The organism is Saccharopolyspora sp. (assembly GCF_017434145.1).
GTDB lineage: Bacteria > Actinomycetota > Actinomycetes > Mycobacteriales > Pseudonocardiaceae > Saccharopolyspora_C > Saccharopolyspora_C galaxeae.
Genome location: NZ_JAFRFW010000781.1, coordinates 1 through 17,114, shown reverse-complemented (window position 1 = coordinate 17,114; position 17,114 = coordinate 1). Strand labels below are relative to the sequence as shown.

The following is a 17,114-nucleotide window of genomic DNA, read 5'->3' as shown; positions in this document are numbered from 1 at the left end:
GGCGCTCGCGCGCGGCGACGCGAGCGAGTTGCGCGTGGCGGACAAGGTGCGCGGCGGGGACCTCGGCAACTTCGGCGCGTTCCTGTCCGCGCGCTGGCGGGCCAACGACTGGATGTGGGGCCGACTGGACGCCGCATCCGCGCTGACCGAGCTGCTGGTGGCACCGCAACGGCTGGTGCGGCACAACGCCGACCTCGGCGCCAGCGGCCTGGCCGAGCGGTTCCGCGCGATCGTCACCACGCCGACCCGCCAGGAGCTCGGCGAGGCTGCGGAATCCGAGGGCTGGCGGGACTTCCTCGGCGAGTTGTGGAGCAAGCACGCCGATCAGGTCCGCGCCGAGCTGACCGCGCTGTTCGACGCCCCGGACCAGGAGCACGCCCTGACCTCCACCAAGGCGCTGGTCAACGAACGGCTGCACTGGACCATCGCCGCGCGCGAGCTGCCGTTCGTCGGCACCGTCGCAACCGGCGCCGATCCGGGTGAGCCGCAGGAACCGGACGTGCCGGAGCCGCAGCGGCTCGGCAACGACGTGCGGCGGTACGCCGTGGGCCGCCAACGGGTCGGCGATCTGGGCGAGCGCCGGACGGCCTCGATCGCGATCCGTTCCGGCCTCATCGCCTACCGCGCCGTGCGCCCGGGTAGCACCGGAGTGCTGCGGTTCCTCGGCCGGTGGGCGATGACGCTGGTCAAACCGCTCCTGATGGCCGTGGTGCTGGCGATCGCCGCACCCCGCAGGGCCGCGCTGGTGGCGTTCCTGGGCGCGGGCGCGGTGGGCTTGACCGGGATCGGCGGAGCGGTTCCGGGCGTTGCCGGACACTGCTCGCCCCTACCGCTGCGATCCTCGCCAGGTTGCGCGATCCTCCCGGGCCGGGGCTACGTCCACGCACCGTTCGGCTTCGCCCCGTTCCAGCTCACCGCGGTTTCCGCGGTGGCGTTCCTGCTAGCGGCGGTATTCGCGCTGTGGCTCGGCTACCGGCTGATGAGCCACGGGCACGGCCTCGGCCGCTGGGTTCCCGCCTGCTTCGTCGCAGCGGCGTTGGTGGCGGTGTTGCTGTGGGCGGCGAACGCCGGTTTCCGGCTCGGGCCGACCGGTGTGGCCGGGGTTGCCGTAGTGCTGACCTGGCTTGCCGCGTTGGGGTACCGCGCCTCCGGCCGGTTGCTGGCTGCGGTGTTGTCGGCGGCCGTTTTCGCGGTGGCGGTGCTGGTGGTGATCCCGAGGTTCGGTGATACCGGCTGGCTGCTGCCGACCACGCTCGTCGCGGCCTACGCGCAGATGGTGCTGCTGTCCAGTGCCGACCTGCTGCGTCCCCGCCCACGGCCGGAACGCTCCGAAGGCGAAAGCACGCCGCCCGCCGACGTCCGGGCGAGCGCGCCGACCCCGGCGGCGGAGTCCTGACCATTACGATCATCGGCGTGAGCGCTTTCTCGCAGCAGCAGACCGTGCGGCCCTCGGCCGCCCCCGGCACCCCGTACCACCTGCTCGCGCGCAACACCGCGCACACCTGGTGGCGGCCGTTGGTCGCGCTGCTCGTGGCGGTGCTGTTCGCCTTCGTCGCGCTGATCGCGGCGATGACCTTGCTCGTGCTGTTCACGCTGTTCCCGCTCGGCTTCGAGCAGACGCACGCGGCGATCCTGCTGGCCGACCCCGCGGTCATCGACAAGGTCCTGCAGGACGATTTCGTGCTGCTGGTGGTGTCGTTCGGCGCGTTGGTCGCACTGCTTCCGCCGGTGCTGCTGACCACGAAGTGGGTGCAGCAGCGGCCGATGGGCGAACTCGCCGGGGTGGAAGGCCGGTTGCGGTGGCCGTGGCTGGGCGAGTGCCTGCTGCGCGCCGCGCTCGTGCTCGCGGTGGCGTTCGGCGTTGCCGGGCTGATCAGCTGGATCACCGGCACGCCCACCGGGCCCGGCTTCCCCGGCTGGTGGGCCTACGCGCGGGTGGCGATCCTGGCGCTGCTACTGGTCCCGTTCCAAAGCGCCGCCGAGGAGTTCGTCTTCCGCGGTTTCCTGCTGCAGACCTTCACCGCCTGGTTCCGCACGCCGTGGCCGGCGATCGTGCTCACCTCCGTGCTGTTCCTCGGCGGGCACGGCTACACCGACCCGCTGGTGTGGTGCGAGTTGCTGGTGATGGCGGGCGCGATGTGCTGGCTGACCGTGCGCACCGGCGGACTGGAGGCCGCGATCGGCCTGCACGTGGCGAACAACTCGCTGAGCCTGCTGGTCGGCGGCCTCTCCGGGGTGCCCGGCATCGAGCAGGCGGGCGACTTCGCCGTCGGCGACGTGGTTCCGTTCATCCTCGCCGTGCTCGGCTACTCCTGGTGGACCGACCGGAAGGCGGCCGGCCGCGCACTGCGCACGGTCACCGGCGGGCGCGCGCCGATCGGACCGTGGTCGTTGCGGGCACCACGCCCCGAGTCGATCTCCACCCCGGGGTGACCGGGTAGCCTGGGGTCAAGGGACAACGGGGCACGAAACGGTCGGTGGCAGAACCCCTGCGGACGACCGGCGTCTCCGCGTCCCGGCAGGTTGTGCGCTCCACGGAGGTGTCAGCGGTGTCCTACCCGTTTTCCGGCCCGGCCCGGTCGGCGCCGGGTTCACCGAACATGCCGACCCCGCCCACGGGGTGGCCGATCGGTTCCTACGGCACCTACGAAGAAGCGCAGCGCGCGGTCGACCACCTGGTGCAGAGCGATTTCCCGGTGCAGGACGTCACGATCGTCGGCGTGGACCTGATGCTGGTCGAACGGATCACCGGGCGGCTGAACTGGACGCGGGTGCTCAGCAGCGGCGCGGCCTCCGGCGCGTGGATCGGGTTGTTCTTCGGGCTGCTGGTGGCCTGGTCGGCCACCTCCGGCGGCAACCTGCTCGGCTCCGTGCTGGTGGGGCTGGGCGGCGGTGTGCTGGTGGGGCTGGTGTTCGCCGCCGCCGGTTACGCCTCGATGCGCGGCCGCCGCGACTTCTCCTCCGCCAGCCAGCTCGTCGCAGGCCGCTACGACGTGCTCGCCCAACCCCGGCACGCCGAACAGGGCCGCAACCTGCTGGCCCGGCTGGCGATGCGCCCGCAACCTTCGCAGTAGCGCGGCGGGGTCAGGGGCCTGCGAACTGCTGGACCCAGTAGTGGCCGTAGCGGCTGTGCGGCGAGTAGCCGTGGCCGACGCCGATGCTGGTGTAGGCGCAGTCCTCGATGTTCGCGCGATGGCCGGGGCTGTTCATCCACTGCTGGAACGTGCTGTCCGCGGCCCCGCGGCCCGCGGCGATGTTCTCGCCGACCCGCCCGGCTCCGGGCAGCAGGTGCAGCAGTCGGCTCAACGGCCGGGAATGCGCGAAGTAGTCGTGCCCGGCCATGTCACCGGCGTGATCGCCTGCCGTGCCCATCAGCCGCGGGTCGGGGACGAGCGGGCCGCAGCCCGCCGCCGCCCTGGCCTGGTTGGTGAGCTCGACGATCCGGGCATCCGCAGGAATCCGCGGGTGCGCCTGCGCGGGCGCGGCCGTGCACAGGACGATCAGCACGGGCGCGAGCAGGGCGCCGCCGGGACGCTTGGGGACGAACATCCGCACCACTCCTTGCGCAGCGAGTTTCGGTGCGGGGTTTCTAACCCGGAATCAGCGCGCCGACCGGCGGCGTCCGCGCAACGGGTGAGCCGGGCAGGCGGGACGGCTCACCCGGACGGACTCCGGCCGCGTCGTGGGCCCTCAGAGCTGCTGCGAGATGATCACGAACAGGGTAAAGATCCAGCCCATGATCAGCGCGAACAGCAGGGTCAGCTTGTTGGTGGCGAGACGAGTCATGACGGTGCCTCCCGGCAGCGTGAGCGAGACGATCGAATCGAACTTGCGGCTCACGATGTGGGGCGCTGCCGCCGCGGGATCAGCGCGATCCCGGCGTGCGCGGCTCAGGCGCGCGCAGCTCGGGCGTGCGCGGCGAAAACGGGCGTCGCGTCCCACATCGCGCCGGGTTTTCGGACCCGGCGCGGCACGGGACTTCGACCGGGGCGCGCCTTGCCGGAGCCGCCCAGCGGCAGCCGGCGGCGGGCGAACGCACGCGATCCCATCGCGTCCCGGCGCGGCCCATTGACGCGCGAAGTGATCGACACGGCTACCTCCCAACGGCACGGCGGGGGAATCTCGGCAGGGCGCCCAGCGGCGGTTGATCGATGAAGATCGGGACCGTGCGCACCCGGGGACTGCGTCCGTCTCATGACCGGGTGCCCCTCATGGCGCACCCGACGGCTGTGCATTTCCGATGACCGTGCGCACCTGAGGTGGTGCGGCACCGTCCAGTACATCGCACGGACGGCTCAACACGTTACAACACACGGTCACAACCACCTGTTCCTGCGGAAGATCTTGAACAGCACCACGCAGGCGATCATCATGACCAGCAGCGTCACCGGATAGCCGAAAGCCCACTGCAGCTCGGGCATGGTTTCGAAGTTCATCCCGTAGATCCCGGCGATCATCGTCGGCGTGGAGATGATCGCGACCCACGCGGAGATCTTGCGCATGTCGGTGTTCTGCTGCAGCGTGATCTTGGCCAGCGTGGCGTCGACCAGCGTGGTCAGCAGCTCGTCGAAGGACGCGACCCGCTCGGAGACCGTGGTCAGGTGGTCCTCGACGTTGCGGAAGTACGAGCGCACCTGCTCCGGCACCGCCGGGGTGTAGCCCTCGGCCAGCCGCTGCAGCGGTTTCGCCAGCGGCATCACCGCCCGCCGCAGCTCCATGACCTCGCGCTTCATCAGGTAGATCTGCTCGGCCTCGATCTTGGTGCGGGGCGCGAACACCGCGGCTTCCATCTCGTCGATGTCGTCCTGGATGGCCTCGGTGACCTCCAGGTAGCTGTCCACCACGTAGTCCGAGATGCCGTGCAGCACCGCTGCCGGACCCAGCGCGAGCTGCTCCGGATCGGCCTCCAGCTGCTTGCGGACGGCCGCGAGCCCGGCGTGCTTGCCGTGCCGCACGGTGATCACGAAGTCGCGGCCGACGAAGGCCATCAGCTCGCCGCTCTCGACGATCTCGCTGTTCGCGGTCAGCTTCTCGTTCGCGATGTAGCGGACGGTCTTGAGCACCATGAACAGCGTGCTGTCGTAGCGCTCCAGCTTCGGGCGCTGATGCGCGTGCACCGCGTCCTCGACCGCGAGCTCGTGCAGGCCGAAGGTCTCGGCGAGCACGCCCAGCTGGGTTTCGTCCGGTTCGTGCAGCCCGATCCAGACGAAACCGGAGTCGCGCCTGCGGACTTCCTCGATCGCCGCGGCGTGCGTCCAGTTCCCGGGCAACCGGGCGCCGTCGACGTAGACGCCGCAGTCGACCATGTAGGCCGACTCGGCGACCGGAGCCGCAGGGGTGCGGCGGTGGTTGCGCGCACCGCGATTGCGCCGGACGAGCGAAGGCAGGCTGGGCACGGCGGGACCTCCAACGGCGGGGGTTCGGGCCTGGGCGAGATCACATCCCGGATCGCGCATCCCCGCCGGCGCCTGCGACCCCTGGGTCCGGCGCCTGGAACCGGCCTAGTCTCGGATGGCCTCCCAGGCGGGGATGCGGTTGGTACTACTCGGAAGCGCGCTATCGGCACTGCCGCTCACGATCCCTCACCTCCTCCTGGCCGTGGACTCCTGCCGGGGATCGGCCGGTCGCCGCTTGCTCGCACCGGCCAGCGACTCACCATACCCGGTGTCGATCGAGCGGTCGGGGGTGGTAAGCGGTGCGATACGACACGCCCCCGGCACGGCGAAACGGGTGAAAATCGCAGATCACGATCACGGTTCGACGAAATGCCGGAAATGCCGAGATCACTCGGGAGGGATCTCCCGCGGAAGGCTGCTCCAAGACCGCAACGCGTCCGCCAGACCTTCGGTCAGCAGCCCGTCGGCGCGCATTGTGGCGAACGTCGCACCATCCGCCCACATCGCGTCGGCAGCGTCGTCACCAGGGAAAAGAGCGGTCTCGCCGGTTCGGCAGGCGTAGTCGAAGATCTCGTAGCCGGCACCGCGGCCGGGCCGGACCACGCGCCCGAGCAGCGCACCGACGATCACGGAGAGTCCGGTTTCCTCGGCGACCTCGCGCCGTACCGCCGAATGATCGGTTTCTCCGCTCTCCACGCGCCCACCCGGCAGCGACCACTTCCCCCGCGCGGGCTCGTTCGCCCGCTGTACCAGCAACAATCGTCCGTCCGCGGCGTGCACCACGGCTCCCACGCAACGGATGTAGGGCTCTTTCGCTACGATCACCGACACGGACGGTAGCTGATCCGCGCCGAGCGGTCTTCCGCTGCCCCAAGCGCGGTACATGGCTGCCCTAGCGGCGCCGAGTGCGGTACAACAGATCGGCAGGCGCCACTTTGATCACAGGCAGTTTCGGACGGGGTGCATCGCAGTGAACGTCAAAAAGATCCTGACATGGGCCGGGGTCGCCTTCCTCCTCTATTTCCTGTTCGCCGCCCCAACGCAGGCCGGTGGCGTGGTGAAGGGGGTCGGCGGCAGCCTCCAGGGAGCCGCGGAGTCGGTCATCCTGTTCATGCAGAACGTCTTCGTGTAGCGCTGAGAGGCGGTTGACGTGTTCGCGCCGAGAGATCCCGACGAGTACCTGCTCGAAACCGAGCGACGGGTCATCCGGCTCCGCAGGCACTGGGCCAGCTTGGTCTGGGAACTGTTCGAGGCGGTCGGGCTGCTCATCGGTCTGGTGCTGGTCTCCGGGCTGTTCCCGCAGGACGGCTCGCCGGAGATGCGCATCCCGATCAACGTCCTCTGGTACCTGGGCCTGGTCGTGCTGCTGCGGTTCACCTACCAGGTCCTGGACTGGTACGTGGAGCGGATCGTCGTCACCGACAAGCGCTTCCTGATCGCCGAGGGGATCTTCACCACCAACGTGGCGATGATGCCGATCGGCAAGGTCACCGACCTGACGTTCCAGCGCTCGCTGGCCGGGCGCATGTTCGGCTACGGCACGCTGGTGGTCGAGTCGGCCGGTCAGATCCAGGCGCTCAACCGGATCAGCTACGTGCCGAACCCGGACGAGGTGGAGGACGCGATCTCCTACCTGGTGTTCGGGGAGAAGAAGGCGCAGCAGGAGCGGTTCTCGATGCTCAAAGCCCGCCGCGCCGCGGTCGGCAAGCGCAAGGCCAAACTCCCCAGCTGAGTCGTGCCCCACCGGGGCCGCGGGTTTCCCGCGGCCCCGGTTTCGCGTGCGCGGACCCCGAGGGCGAGGGCTGCGGCCCGGTGCGGTGGAGCCATCGGCGAGACTGGGACGGGAAGTGTTCCCACGATTCCCGTAGCCGGGCTCCCGAGCGGAAAGGCCAAGCGTGCGCATCGACCTGCACACCCACTCCACCGAGTCCGACGGCACCGACACGCCGGCGGAGCTGGTCGCGTGCGCGCTCGCCGCCGGACTGGACGTCATCGCGCTCACCGATCACGACACGACCGCCGGGTGGGACGAAGCGGCGGACGCGGTGGCGGGCACGCGGCTGCGGGTGGTGCCGGGTGCGGAGCTGTCCTGCACCTGCCCGGACGGCAACGGCCGGGCGGTGACGGTGCACCTGCTGGCCTACCTGTTCGACCCGAAATCACCGGCGCTGCAGCAGGAACAGGCCAGGTTGCGGGCGGAACGCCGGTCCCGGCTCCACCAGATGGCCCGGCGGATGGCCGACGACGGCTTCCCCGTCGACCCCGACGAGCTGATGGCCGGGTTGCCGCCGGACTCCCCGGGCGGGCGGCCGCACCTGGCTCGGGCGCTGGTGCGCGCGGACATGGCGGGCAGCGTGGACGAGGCGTTCGCGCGGTACCTCGGCAGTGGCGGCCGGTACTACCTGCCGCGCACCGATACGCCGGTGCTGCGTGCGATCGAGATGATCCGCGAAGCGGGCGGAGCCACCGTGCTGGCGCACCCGTTCGCGCGGGCGCGCGGGCCGGTGATCAACGCCGAGATGGTCGGCGAGCTGGCCGCGCACGGGTTGACCGGCGTGGAAGTCGATCATCCGGATCAGGACGAGCCGACGCGGGCGCAGCTGCGCGGTCTCGCGGCGGAGCTGGACCTGGTGCCGACCGGGAGCAGCGACTACCACGGCACGAACAAGACGATCCGGATCGGGCAGGAGACGACCGCGCCGGAATCGCTGGAGCGCCTGGCCGCCAAGTGCACCGGAAGCCGAATCTTCGGCCACTCGTTCTGAGGGCTGGTCTCGGAGCTCGTTCCGCGCTCCGAGACGCTTGCCCCGGGTTTCGTCGGCTCCTGCAGAAACGGTAGTCGGACGGTTGCGCCGAATGGCGCAGTGCGAACGACGCCAGAAAGGCGTGTTCGGCCGTACCGGTACCGCCGAACGGGCCGACCGAGTGAGTTTTTCGCGCGTCACGGGGGGAATCCCGGCATCGCGGCAATGCTGCGTAATGTGGGGCACGTGCAGGACCAGCTCGGCCTCGAAGGCATTCCCAGCAAGCTAGTCCGGGTCACCCCGGCGAAGCTGGCGACCTGGGCGAGTTGCCCCCGCAAGTTCCGGATGGCTTATCTGGACCGGCCCGCGCCGCCACGCGCGGGCGCTAAGGCCGCCAGCACGCTCGGCGCTGCCGTGCACAACGCGTTGCGGATCTTCTTCGACCTGCCCGCGCAGCAGCGCAGCCCGGAACGGGCGGCTGCGCTGGTGCGCAAGTGCTGGAAGAACGACGGCTTCGCCGATGCCGCGCAGGCCGCCGACTACCGCGAGCGGGCGCAGCACTGGGTCTCCGGCTACGCCGAGCGAACCGACGCCGCGCCGGTGGCGGTGGAGCGATGGGTCTCCGCCGCGACCGGCACGATCATCGCCGAGGGCCGGGTGGACCGGATCGACCGCAGGGACGGCGAGCTCGTCGTCGTCGACTACAAGACCGGCCGCAGGCAGCTCACCGAGGCCGACGCGCGCGATTCGCCCGCGCTGGCCCTGTACGCGACCGCAGCGCGCAAGACGCTGCGCGCGCCCACCGGGCGAGTGGAGTTGCACCACCTGCCGACCGGGTCGGTGGCGGCTTGGCAGCACAGCGAGGAGTCTCTCGGGCGGCACGTGGAATGGGCTCAGCAGCGGGCCGGGGAACTCGACGCGGCCTCCGGCGCGTTCGAGGCCGGGCACCGCGGAGCGGACACCTTCCCGCCGAGACCCGGTAGGCAGTGCTCCTGGTGCGATTTCCGGGCGCACTGCCCGGAAGGGCAGCAGGCGGCATCCGCGGCGACACCGTGGGCCGGGTTGGCCGAGTGACGGACCAGGGGAACCAGATGGAACCGAGCGGACGGCCGGGGAACCCGGCGACCGGCGACTTCGGTGGTAAGCACCGCCGGGCGCCGCAGGCGCTGCACCAGGCCCGCCGGCCCGAGGGCGGCAAGGTGGGCACCTGGCCGGAACGCGCCGTGAGTCCGCGCCCCAGGCGCGTGGGATCCGCGTCGCAGCAGCCCGCTCAGCCATCCGCACCGGAAACGCCGCCGGAACAGCCGCGGCTCGCGGCGACTCGCCGGGAAACCGCCCCCGCGGAGCCGCAGAGCCCGCCTCCGCCGCAACCGCCGGACGACGAGCCCAAGCACGCCCGCCGCGCTCCGGTCGCCCGGCCGACCCGGTTCGGGACGTTCCTGCGCGGCATCAGCGGATCGCTGGCCTACGGCTTCGTGGTGCTGGCGCTGAGCCTGATCGGAATGCAGATCTGGGCGGGTCAGCACGGCTGGACCGGCCCGGGCATCGGGACGATCAGCGGCCACGTGATCGGCGGCGTGGTCGCGGTGTTCTTGCAGGCCGTGGGTGACCACAGGCGCGATCGGACCGGTGCTGCGGCGATCTCCGGCGTGCTGCTGGTGGTGCTCGGGTCCCTGTGGTTCTCGTGGTGGCTGTAGGGCTGCGCGAGTTGGCGCGGCCGCTGGAGCTGCGTGCCGGGTGCCGCTCAGCCCGGATGCCGCTCAGCCCGGGGACTGCTCGGCCCGCGGACTGCTCAGCGCAGTGCGACGAGTGTGGGACCCCGCTGTTCGAGCAGCGTTGAACCAACCGAGTCGACGCGCACCGGGCCTTGCCAGCCCTGCCGGTCGATCGGGATCGTCCGCTCGCGGGCCCCGGTGTTGCGATCCACCACGGCGAGCCCGTCGCGGACGGGCACGAGCAGCTTGCCACCGAACAGCGCACCCGGACCGAGCGTGTCCGGGACCGTCCACAGCGGTTCGAGCGTGGCCGAGTCCAACGCGACCGTGCCGGTCCCGGTGTGCCAGTACCGCATCCCGCTGACCGAAGCCCCGCCGATGCCGCGCACCTTGTCCTCGACCTGCTCGTACTGCTCGTCGTTCAGCGTGCTCACCCGGTACGGCTGTTCCGGAGTGGCGGCGGTCAGCCCGGCGAGCACGGACTGCTCGGTGATCCGCGGGTCGAAGCGGCTCAACGCGGCCGCGAGCGCTCGCGCGGTCCGCTCCCGCTGCGGCACGTCCGGGCGCACGGCGACCGTCCACACCTTGTCCGGCGACACCGGCTCCACCCCGTCCGCGGGGACGGGAGCGCCCGCAGGCATCGGGAACTGGGACTGCACGCTGCCGGTGGCGTTGTTGTAGACCACGAGCTGCCCGGTGTCGCGCAGGAACACCGCGGTCCGGTTCCCGGTGACCGACACCGCCGTGGCCTCGGAGCCGCCGAGGACGGTGCTGAAGACCTCCTCCGGCTGCTCGTTGTCCTGCGGGTGCGCCTTGAGCACGGTCAGCCGCTTGTGCACGTCGGTCGGGCAGTCCTCGATCACCGCGATGCGGCCGTTGCCGACGGCGGTGGAGGGGTAGCTGCAGTCCGGGCGGCGGATGTTGTTGTTGGCGTTCTTCAGCGCGGGCATGATCCCGTACTGCTGAGTCCGCACCAGGTCGGAACGCCAGGTGCCGAGCACCCGCTGCCCGGTTGCGGTGACGTAGGTGCCGTCGCTGAGCAGCCGGGTGCCGAACTCGGCATCGGAGTTGCGGGCGGGTCCGCGCACCCCGGTGCTGCCCTGCAACGTGCTGACCTCGCTGCAGTTGGCTTCCTTGCGGTACACCGCGATCGCCCGGTTCCACTCGGACCCGACCGTGCACAGCGGCAGGTCCCGCGCGTAGCGCCAGCGGACCGCACCGGTGGCGGGGTCGTGGCCGAGCACCTCGCCGCCTTCGGCGCTGACCGCTGCGGGACCGGCGACCACCGGTTGTGGGGTTGCCGCGCTCGGGGCGCGCCAGGCTTCGCGCAGCGCGGCGGGAACCTCCGCGGGCTCGGCGGCGCGCTGGATGGAGCGCTGGGCGGGTTCGGAGTCGGTGGCGCGGGCGTCGCTGCGCAGCCACACGACCAGGCCTGCGACGACCACCGCCACCAGGATCAGCGCCACCGCGACGAGGTCGGACCGCGTCCGCCGTTCCGGCCGTACCACTGCACTCCCTGTAGTTCCGGTGACTGGGCTGTAGTCCGGTGACTGGGCCGAATCCCGGTGACCGGGCCGCATTCCGGCGATCGGGCCCGCATCTCGGTGCTCGCCCGCCGAGCCTAGCCACCCGGTCGGTCCGCTCGGCCAAGCGCCCGCCGCAGGATCGGCCGTTCGCGGCCGGCCGGGATGGGCGGGCGATGACACCTCGCGGCGCCGTGTCGTCAGCGCCTACCGGCGGACCGGTCTCAGCGAGACGACGCGGCGCACCGTCGGGTCATTCCGCGGCGGAGTCGGTGTTGCCCGCCGAACCGCCGCCACCGCCGCGGCGCCTGCGCCGCCGCTTGCGCGGGCCAGCGGTCTTCTCGGCGTCACCGCCGGATTCGGCGGGCTGGCTGCCGGTTTCGACGCTCAAGCCGCCGCGGGTGCGCCTGCGCGGTTTGCGCTTGCGCTTGGCGTCCTCGTCCGGCTCGGCCGCCAGGCCGTCGCGGGTGCGCTTGGACAGCGGCAGCCGCCCGCTCGCGTCCGTGGGGATGCCCAGGTCGGCGTAGAGGTGCGCCGAGGTCGAGTAGGTCTCCACCGGCTCCGGCTTGTCCAGGCCGAGCGTGTCGCTGATCAGCTTCCAGCGGGATTCCTCGTCCCAGTCGACCAGCGTGATCGCCACGCCCTCGCGCCCGGCGCGGCCGGTGCGGCCGATGCGGTGCACGTAGGTCTTCTCGTCGTCCGGGCACTGCAGGTTGACCACGTGCGTCACCGCGGCCACGTCGATGCCGCGGGCGGCGACGTCGGTGGCGACCAGCGTGTCGACCTTGCCGGAGCGGAACGCCCGCAGCGCCTGCTCGCGGGCGCCCTGCCCGAGGTCGCCGTGCACCGACGCGGCCGCGAACCCGCGCTCGACCAGCTCGTCGGAGAGCTTCTGCGCGGTCCGCTTGGTCCGCGTGAAGATCATCGTGAGCCCGCGGTCCTCGGCTTGCAGCGCCCGGGCGAGCAGCTCGGTCTTGTCCATCGCGTGCGCGCGGTAGACGAACTGCTTGGTGCGCTCGTGGATGGCGCCCGCGTCGGCCTGCTCGGCGCGGATGTGCGTCGGCTTGTTCAGGAACGTGCGAGCGAGCGTGAGGATCGGGCCCGGCATGGTCGCCGAGAACAGCATCGTCTGGCGCTGCTCCGGCACCATGTGCAGGATCCGCTCGATGTCCGGCAGGAAGCCGAGGTCGAGCATCTCGTCGGCCTCGTCCAGCACCAGCCCGTTGACCTTGCCCAGCACCAGCTGCTGCTGCTCGGCGAGGTCCAGCAACCGGCCGGGAGTGCCGATGACCAGGTCGACGCCCGCCTTGAGGCCCTCGATCTGCTGCTCGTACGGCCGCCCGCCGTAGACCGCGAGGGTGCGGATGCCCAGGTGCTTGCCCGCGTCGGTGAGGTCCCGCGCCACCTGCACGCACAGCTCGCGCGTCGGCACCACGACCAGCGCCTGCGGAGTCCCGTCGCCGGGCACCTGCAGCCGCTGCAGCAGCGGGACGCCGAAGCCGAGCGTCTTGCCGGTGCCGGTGCGGGCCTGCCCGATCAGGTCTTCGCCGCGCAGTGCCAGCGGCAGCGTCAGTTCCTGGATCGCGAAGGTGTGCTCGATGTTCGCCTCGCCCAGCGCGCGCACGATCTCCGGGTGCACGTCCAGCTCGGCGAAGGTCGGGGTGTCGGGGGCGCTGCTCTCCGCGTGCAGCGGCGCGGCCTCCTCGTCGGGGGCGCCGGTCTCGCTGTGCTCGAAAGCGTGCGCGTCCTCGGTGCCGTGCTGGGTCGACGGTTCGTCGGTGGCCTGTTCGGCCAGTTCGTTGTTGAGGGTCAGAGTGATCGCCTCTCTCAAATACCGGCGCGCTCTCGCCCGGCCGGTTCGGCCGGCATGGCGGCGACGCCCTCCGGCACGGTGGCCGCGTCCACTGCGCGGCCGGTCGCGACTATCGCGTTCCTCGTGCTCGTGGTCACCGATGTGATGGTGCGCGCCCCTGTTCGATCAGCGGTGGTCCCGCTGCTGGTTTCGGTCGGCATCACGGCGCGGAACTCGCTCCGCGCCCCCTGCCGCCGGTCTATCCGGCACAGGTAACGCCCGGGGACTCCCGCACTTGTCCGTCTCCGGGCGACCGGCTGCTGCACGGGGTGGGACCGTGGCCCGCTTGGCGAAAGCCTGCGACTCCGTGCGAGGAGAGGGGTCCGCTGCCGGTTGCCTGATGCCTATTGGCTTCTGCGACCGCCAGGATACCTGGTACCACCGCGTTCCCGGTCGGCAACGTGCCGGTGGCCACCACGTCCGGCGGGCCGACGCGCGCGGTCGGGCCCGCTCGGCGCCGCGCCACCGATCCACAACCGGTGGCGACGAGCGCTTAGGCTTCGGGGTATGACTGATCCCCGCTCGGCCTATGCCTCCACCCAGAATGCGGCCGACGTGGCCGCCGCGGAGACCGATTCCGACGCCGACCCGGCCGAACCCAAGTACTCCGAGGGGGTCGTCGACCTGCTGGCCGCCCTCGCCTACGGCGAGCTGTCCGCGTTCGACCGGCTGGCCGAAGACGCCCGCACGGCGCCCACGCTGTCCGGGCGGGCGGCGCTGGCCAGCATGGCCGCGGCCGAGATCGGGCACTACCGGATGCTGGACGAGACGCTGGCGCGCCGCGGTGTGGTGACCGCCGAGGTGATGCGCCCGTTCGTCGAACCGTTCGACGAGTTCAACGCCTCCACCGCTCCGCACTCCTGGCTGGAGTCGCTGGTCAAGGCGTACGTCGGCGACGGGCTCGCTGCGGACTTCTACCGCGAGGTCGCGGAGTGGCTGGACCCGTCCACCCGCGAGCTGGTGCTGACCGTGCTCGCCGACACCGGGCATTCCGCGTTCGCCGAGCGGGAGGTGCTGGCCGCCTGCGAGCACGACCGCTCGCTGCGGGACAAGCTGACCTTGTGGGGCAGGAGGCTGCTGGGCGAGGCGGTCACGCAGGCGCAGCGGGTGGTCGCCGAGCGGGACGCGCTGGCCGAGTTGATCATTACCGGCTCCGGCGACCTCACCGGTATCGCCACGCTGTTCCGCCGGTTGCAGAACAACCACACCAAGCGGATGTCCCGCCTCGGCCTGGGCTGAAGTGCCTGTCTTCGAGCTGGTTCTGCGTACGCGGTCGGTGTAGAGCGCTCGCTCGCCGGGCGTAACGCCTGTTCGCCCCGGGTGCAGGCCCGGTCGGGCGGGCCTGGGATAGCCTTTCGTGGCGTAACCATCAGCAGCGAGCTACGGAGGTCAAGCGTGGAGGTCAAGATCGGCGTCGTGGACAGCCCGCGCGAGCTCACCGTCGCCAGCGGTCAGTCCCAGGCCGAGGTCGAGTCGCTGGTCGCCGACGCGCTGAAGACGTCCGACGGGGTGCTGGCGCTGGCCGATCAGAAGGGGCGCCGCTACCTGGTGCCGTCGGCCAAGCTGGCCTACGTCGAGATCGGTCCCGCCGAGTCGCAGCGGGTCGGTTTCGGCGTCCAGTGAGCAAGACCGTGCCCCCACTCGCGAGTGGGGGCACGGTGCTTTTCGGGCTCGTTGCGCCCAGGCGGTTCAGTCCGCCGAATCCGGGATCTCGAACGGGGGCTTGCCGAGCCCCGAGATCCGGAACCGGTTCCACGGGTCCGGGTCGGACAGCGTGCCCACCGCCTGGCCTTGCCTGGTCCGCAGCACCACGTCCGTCTTGCGCCCGCCCGCGAGTTCGGTGACGCCCTCGTCCGCGGACAGTCGCCCGTACCAGTGGAAGCGGCCGTCGATGGGCTGGAAGTGCCCGCGCAGCACCACTTCCACCGCCACCTCGCGCTCCGCGGTGAAGATCACCGCAGCGCCCCGGTAGTCCTCGTCGTCGTGGTCGGCCTGCTGCTGGTCGGTTCGCTGCTGGGCGGGCTCGGTAAGCTCGGTCACGGCTGCTCCTGATCTCAACTTCCGGTGTTGCGGTCGTCGTCCTCGTCCTCGACCAGGTGCAGCTGGGTGTCCAGCTCCACCAGCTCCAGCGGCTCGTCCGGGTCGATCACGATCCCGCCGGAGCGCAGCACGCCGTCGATGGCGTGCCAGATGATCCGCGACAGGTAGCCGGTGAGGTCCTCCCGGCTCATCGACTGCCGTTCGAGCCACCAGTCACCGCTGGCCTGCACCATGCCGACCAGCCCGTGGCTCCACGCCTCCACGCCGCCGGAGTCCAGCCCGAGCGCGCGCATGTACTGCCCGAGCAGCCGCGAGAGCGAATTGGCGATCTCGGTCTTCTCCGCGAGGACCGGGTCGTCGCGCACCGGCTTGTCGGCGAAGGTGCGCCGCACGACGAACCGGTACAGGTCCGGGTACTGCTCGATCACACCGAGGTAGGTGCTGATCAGCCGCCGGATCCGCTGGTTCGGGCTGCCGTCCCTGGCGAGTTCGGGCGTGAGGCGGCGCATCAGCAGCTCGGTGCCCCACTGCCCGACGGCCAGGTACAGGTCGCTCTTGTCGTGGAAGTGCCGGTACAGCACGGGTTTGCTGACCCCGGCCGTGGCGGCGATGTCGTCCATGCCGACTTCGGCGCCGTGCTCGGCGATGGCGCGGACGGTGGCCTCGACGAACTCGGCGCGCCGGGCCTGGCGGTGTTCGCGCCAGCGCTCGCGGCGGGCGTCGCCGCGGTCGGGCTCTTCGGAGGCGGCCTTGACAGGCCGGGTGCGTTGGCTCACGCTACCCAAGTTAGCTGTTACTCGAAGTAACATGCAACGCCGCGGGGCGGCGACCGACCGCGACCGGCAGACCCCGCGACCGGAACAGGAGCACTTCCATGACCAGGACCTTGCAGGTCAACGACCGGGAGAAGACCGCTGCCCGGCTGCTGAAGTCGTCGGCGAAGAACAGCTACGACCCCGACGTGGACATCGACTGGGACGCGCCCCTGGCCGAGGACGCGCCGTACATCCCGTTCAAGCGCTGCAGCCTCTACGGCACGCACCTGTGGGATCGGCTCGACGAGCAGCAGCGCGTCGAACTGACCAAGCACGAGTTCGCCAGCATCGCCTCGAACGGCCTCTGGTTCGAGGTGCTGCTGATGCAGATGCTGCTCAAGGAGTTCTACAACTCCGATCCGCGCACCAGCCACGCCCAGTACGCGCTGACCGAAGTCGCCGACGAGTGCAGGCACTCCACGATGTTCGCCAAGGCGGTGGACCGCATCGGCGCGCCCGCCTACGGGCCGGTGCCGCTGCTGCGCCAGGGCGGCCGCATCCTGCCCGCCCTGCTGAAGGGGCCGTCCGCGTTCGCTTCGATCCTGGTCGCCGAGGAGGTCCTGGACCGCTTCCAGCGCGACCAGATGTACGACGAGCAGGTGCAACCGCTGGTGCGCATGGTCAACCGGATCCACGTGCTGGAGGAGGCCCGGCACGTCACCTTCGCCCGCGAAGAGGTCACCAGGCGGATGGCCGAGTGCAACGCCGCCGAGCGGGCCTACCACCAGTACATGACGGCGTTCGTCTCCTACGCGGTCTGCTTCAGCCTGATCAACCCGCGGGTCTACAAGTCCGTCGGGATCCGCCCGCGTGACGGGCACGCCGCCGCGTGGGCGAACCCGCACTTCCAGGAGACGCTGCACTGGGGCGGGGAGAAGATCATGAGCTTCCTGGGCGAGGCCGGGCTGGTCGGAAAGCCCGGAATGAGCTGGTGGAAGCGGGCGCACCTGATCCGCTGATCCCGTCCCGGCGGCCGCGCCATCGACCCGCGGCCGTGCAGCCCCGATCCGGCCGCCGCGCCCGGCGGCG

The 17,114-nt window shown here is 71.1% G+C and carries 20 protein-coding genes; 11 read left to right on the top strand and 9 right to left on the bottom strand.

Annotation, left to right across the window (positions count from 1 at the left end):
- From IJH84_RS21125 to IJH84_RS21115, 3 genes are all read left to right on the top strand, one after another.
- Positions 1-1,396: DUF3376 domain-containing protein (locus IJH84_RS21125; protein WP_295148051.1), on the top strand; the 1,396-nt coding region annotated here is incomplete at its 5' end.
- A 17-nt stretch (positions 1,397-1,413) separates the two neighbouring features.
- Positions 1,414-2,433, top strand: coding sequence for a CPBP family intramembrane glutamic endopeptidase (locus IJH84_RS21120; RefSeq protein ID WP_295148047.1), 1,020 nt, complete (start codon positions 1,414-1,416; stop codon positions 2,431-2,433).
- Positions 2,434-2,549: 116 nt separating this feature from the next.
- Entirely contained in the window at positions 2,550-3,074 is a 525-nt protein-coding gene (locus IJH84_RS21115) for a general stress protein (protein WP_200073302.1), read from the top strand.
- Between the two features lie 10 nt (positions 3,075-3,084).
- Here the strand turns inward: IJH84_RS21115 and IJH84_RS21110 are convergent, their stop codons facing one another.
- The 4 genes from IJH84_RS21110 to IJH84_RS21095 all read right to left on the bottom strand — a co-directional run bounded on the left by IJH84_RS21110 (position 3,085) and on the right by IJH84_RS21095 (position 6,221).
- Complete coding sequence (locus tag IJH84_RS21110; RefSeq protein ID WP_295148043.1) at positions 3,085-3,549, bottom strand: CAP domain-containing protein; 465 nt, start codon at positions 3,547-3,549, stop codon at positions 3,085-3,087.
- 141 nt (positions 3,550-3,690) lie between these two features.
- Positions 3,691-3,942, bottom strand: coding sequence for a hypothetical protein (locus IJH84_RS21105; protein ID WP_200073304.1), 252 nt, complete (start codon positions 3,940-3,942; stop codon positions 3,691-3,693).
- Positions 3,943-4,316: 374 nt separating this feature from the next.
- On the bottom strand, positions 4,317-5,396 hold the full coding sequence (corA, locus tag IJH84_RS21100; RefSeq protein ID WP_295148038.1) for a magnesium/cobalt transporter CorA: 1,080 nt from the start codon (positions 5,394-5,396) through the stop codon (positions 4,317-4,319).
- A 387-nt stretch (positions 5,397-5,783) separates the two neighbouring features.
- Positions 5,784-6,221 carry an NUDIX domain-containing protein gene (locus IJH84_RS21095; RefSeq protein WP_295148035.1) on the bottom strand — a complete coding sequence of 146 codons (438 nt, stop codon included), beginning with the start codon at positions 6,219-6,221 and terminating at the stop codon, positions 5,784-5,786.
- Positions 6,222-6,366: 145 nt separating this feature from the next.
- Between IJH84_RS21095 and IJH84_RS21090 the strand changes: the two genes are divergently transcribed.
- From IJH84_RS21090 to IJH84_RS21070, 5 genes are all read left to right on the top strand, one after another.
- The gene (locus tag IJH84_RS21090; RefSeq protein WP_200073307.1) at positions 6,367-6,528 is read left to right on the top strand and encodes a hypothetical protein; all 162 of its coding nucleotides are present in this window, start codon (positions 6,367-6,369) and stop codon (positions 6,526-6,528) included.
- 18 nt (positions 6,529-6,546) lie between these two features.
- A complete protein-coding gene (locus tag IJH84_RS21085; RefSeq protein ID WP_200073308.1) occupies positions 6,547-7,128 on the top strand; it encodes a PH domain-containing protein in 582 nt (193 codons plus the stop codon).
- Between the two features lie 163 nt (positions 7,129-7,291).
- A complete protein-coding gene (locus IJH84_RS21080; protein ID WP_295148031.1) occupies positions 7,292-8,161 on the top strand; it encodes a PHP domain-containing protein in 870 nt (289 codons plus the stop codon).
- Between the two features lie 204 nt (positions 8,162-8,365).
- A complete protein-coding gene (locus IJH84_RS21075; RefSeq protein WP_295148020.1) occupies positions 8,366-9,214 on the top strand; it encodes a PD-(D/E)XK nuclease family protein in 849 nt (282 codons plus the stop codon).
- 17 nt (positions 9,215-9,231) lie between these two features.
- Positions 9,232-9,837: a hypothetical protein gene (locus IJH84_RS21070; RefSeq protein ID WP_295148017.1), complete on the top strand. Its 606-nt coding sequence runs from the start codon at positions 9,232-9,234 to the stop codon at positions 9,835-9,837.
- 95 nt (positions 9,838-9,932) lie between these two features.
- Here the strand turns inward: IJH84_RS21070 and IJH84_RS21065 are convergent, their stop codons facing one another.
- The 3 genes from IJH84_RS21065 to IJH84_RS21055 all read right to left on the bottom strand — a co-directional run bounded on the left by IJH84_RS21065 (position 9,933) and on the right by IJH84_RS21055 (position 13,328).
- The gene (locus tag IJH84_RS21065) at positions 9,933-11,363 is read right to left on the bottom strand and encodes a hypothetical protein (protein WP_295148014.1); all 1,431 of its coding nucleotides are present in this window, start codon (positions 11,361-11,363) and stop codon (positions 9,933-9,935) included.
- Positions 11,364-11,631: 268 nt separating this feature from the next.
- A complete protein-coding gene (locus IJH84_RS21060; protein WP_295148053.1) occupies positions 11,632-13,173 on the bottom strand; it encodes a DEAD/DEAH box helicase in 1,542 nt (513 codons plus the stop codon).
- A gap of 32 nt (positions 13,174-13,205) precedes the next feature.
- The gene (locus IJH84_RS21055) at positions 13,206-13,328 is read right to left on the bottom strand and encodes a hypothetical protein (RefSeq protein ID WP_255520978.1); all 123 of its coding nucleotides are present in this window, start codon (positions 13,326-13,328) and stop codon (positions 13,206-13,208) included.
- Positions 13,329-13,737: 409 nt separating this feature from the next.
- On the opposite strand from IJH84_RS21055, the gene IJH84_RS21050 reads away from it, so the two are divergent.
- Both IJH84_RS21050 and IJH84_RS21045 read left to right on the top strand, forming a co-directional pair.
- Positions 13,738-14,469 carry a ferritin-like fold-containing protein gene (locus IJH84_RS21050; protein WP_295148010.1) on the top strand — a complete coding sequence of 244 codons (732 nt, stop codon included), beginning with the start codon at positions 13,738-13,740 and terminating at the stop codon, positions 14,467-14,469.
- Between the two features lie 156 nt (positions 14,470-14,625).
- The gene (locus IJH84_RS21045; protein WP_200073315.1) at positions 14,626-14,853 is read left to right on the top strand and encodes a DUF3107 domain-containing protein; all 228 of its coding nucleotides are present in this window, start codon (positions 14,626-14,628) and stop codon (positions 14,851-14,853) included.
- Positions 14,854-14,919: 66 nt separating this feature from the next.
- Here the strand turns inward: IJH84_RS21045 and IJH84_RS21040 are convergent, their stop codons facing one another.
- Complete coding sequence (locus IJH84_RS21040) at positions 14,920-15,270, bottom strand: DUF4873 domain-containing protein (RefSeq protein WP_200073316.1); 351 nt, start codon at positions 15,268-15,270, stop codon at positions 14,920-14,922.
- A 14-nt stretch (positions 15,271-15,284) separates the two neighbouring features.
- Complete coding sequence (locus tag IJH84_RS21035; RefSeq protein ID WP_200073317.1) at positions 15,285-16,046, bottom strand: TetR/AcrR family transcriptional regulator; 762 nt, start codon at positions 16,044-16,046, stop codon at positions 15,285-15,287.
- Between the two features lie 98 nt (positions 16,047-16,144).
- On the opposite strand from IJH84_RS21035, the gene IJH84_RS21030 reads away from it, so the two are divergent.
- Positions 16,145-17,044: a diiron oxygenase gene (locus IJH84_RS21030; RefSeq protein WP_200073318.1), complete on the top strand. Its 900-nt coding sequence runs from the start codon at positions 16,145-16,147 to the stop codon at positions 17,042-17,044.
- The last annotated feature ends 70 nt before the right edge of the window (positions 17,045-17,114 follow it).

What these genes read in the sequence shown, in the direction of transcription:
- IJH84_RS21110 (WP_295148043.1), bottom strand. Translation starts at nt 3,549, where the DNA reads ATGTTCGTCCCCAAGCGTCCCGGCGGCGCCCTGCTCGCGCCCGTGCTG.
- IJH84_RS21075 (WP_295148020.1), top strand. Translation starts at nt 8,366, where the DNA reads ATGCTGCGTAATGTGGGGCACGTGCAGGACCAGCTCGGCCTCGAAGGC.
- IJH84_RS21070 (WP_295148017.1), top strand. Translation starts at nt 9,232, where the DNA reads ATGGAACCGAGCGGACGGCCGGGGAACCCGGCGACCGGCGACTTCGGT.
- IJH84_RS21050 (WP_295148010.1), top strand. Translation starts at nt 13,738, where the DNA reads ATGACTGATCCCCGCTCGGCCTATGCCTCCACCCAGAATGCGGCCGAC.
- IJH84_RS21030 (WP_200073318.1), top strand. Translation starts at nt 16,145, where the DNA reads ATGACCAGGACCTTGCAGGTCAACGACCGGGAGAAGACCGCTGCCCGG.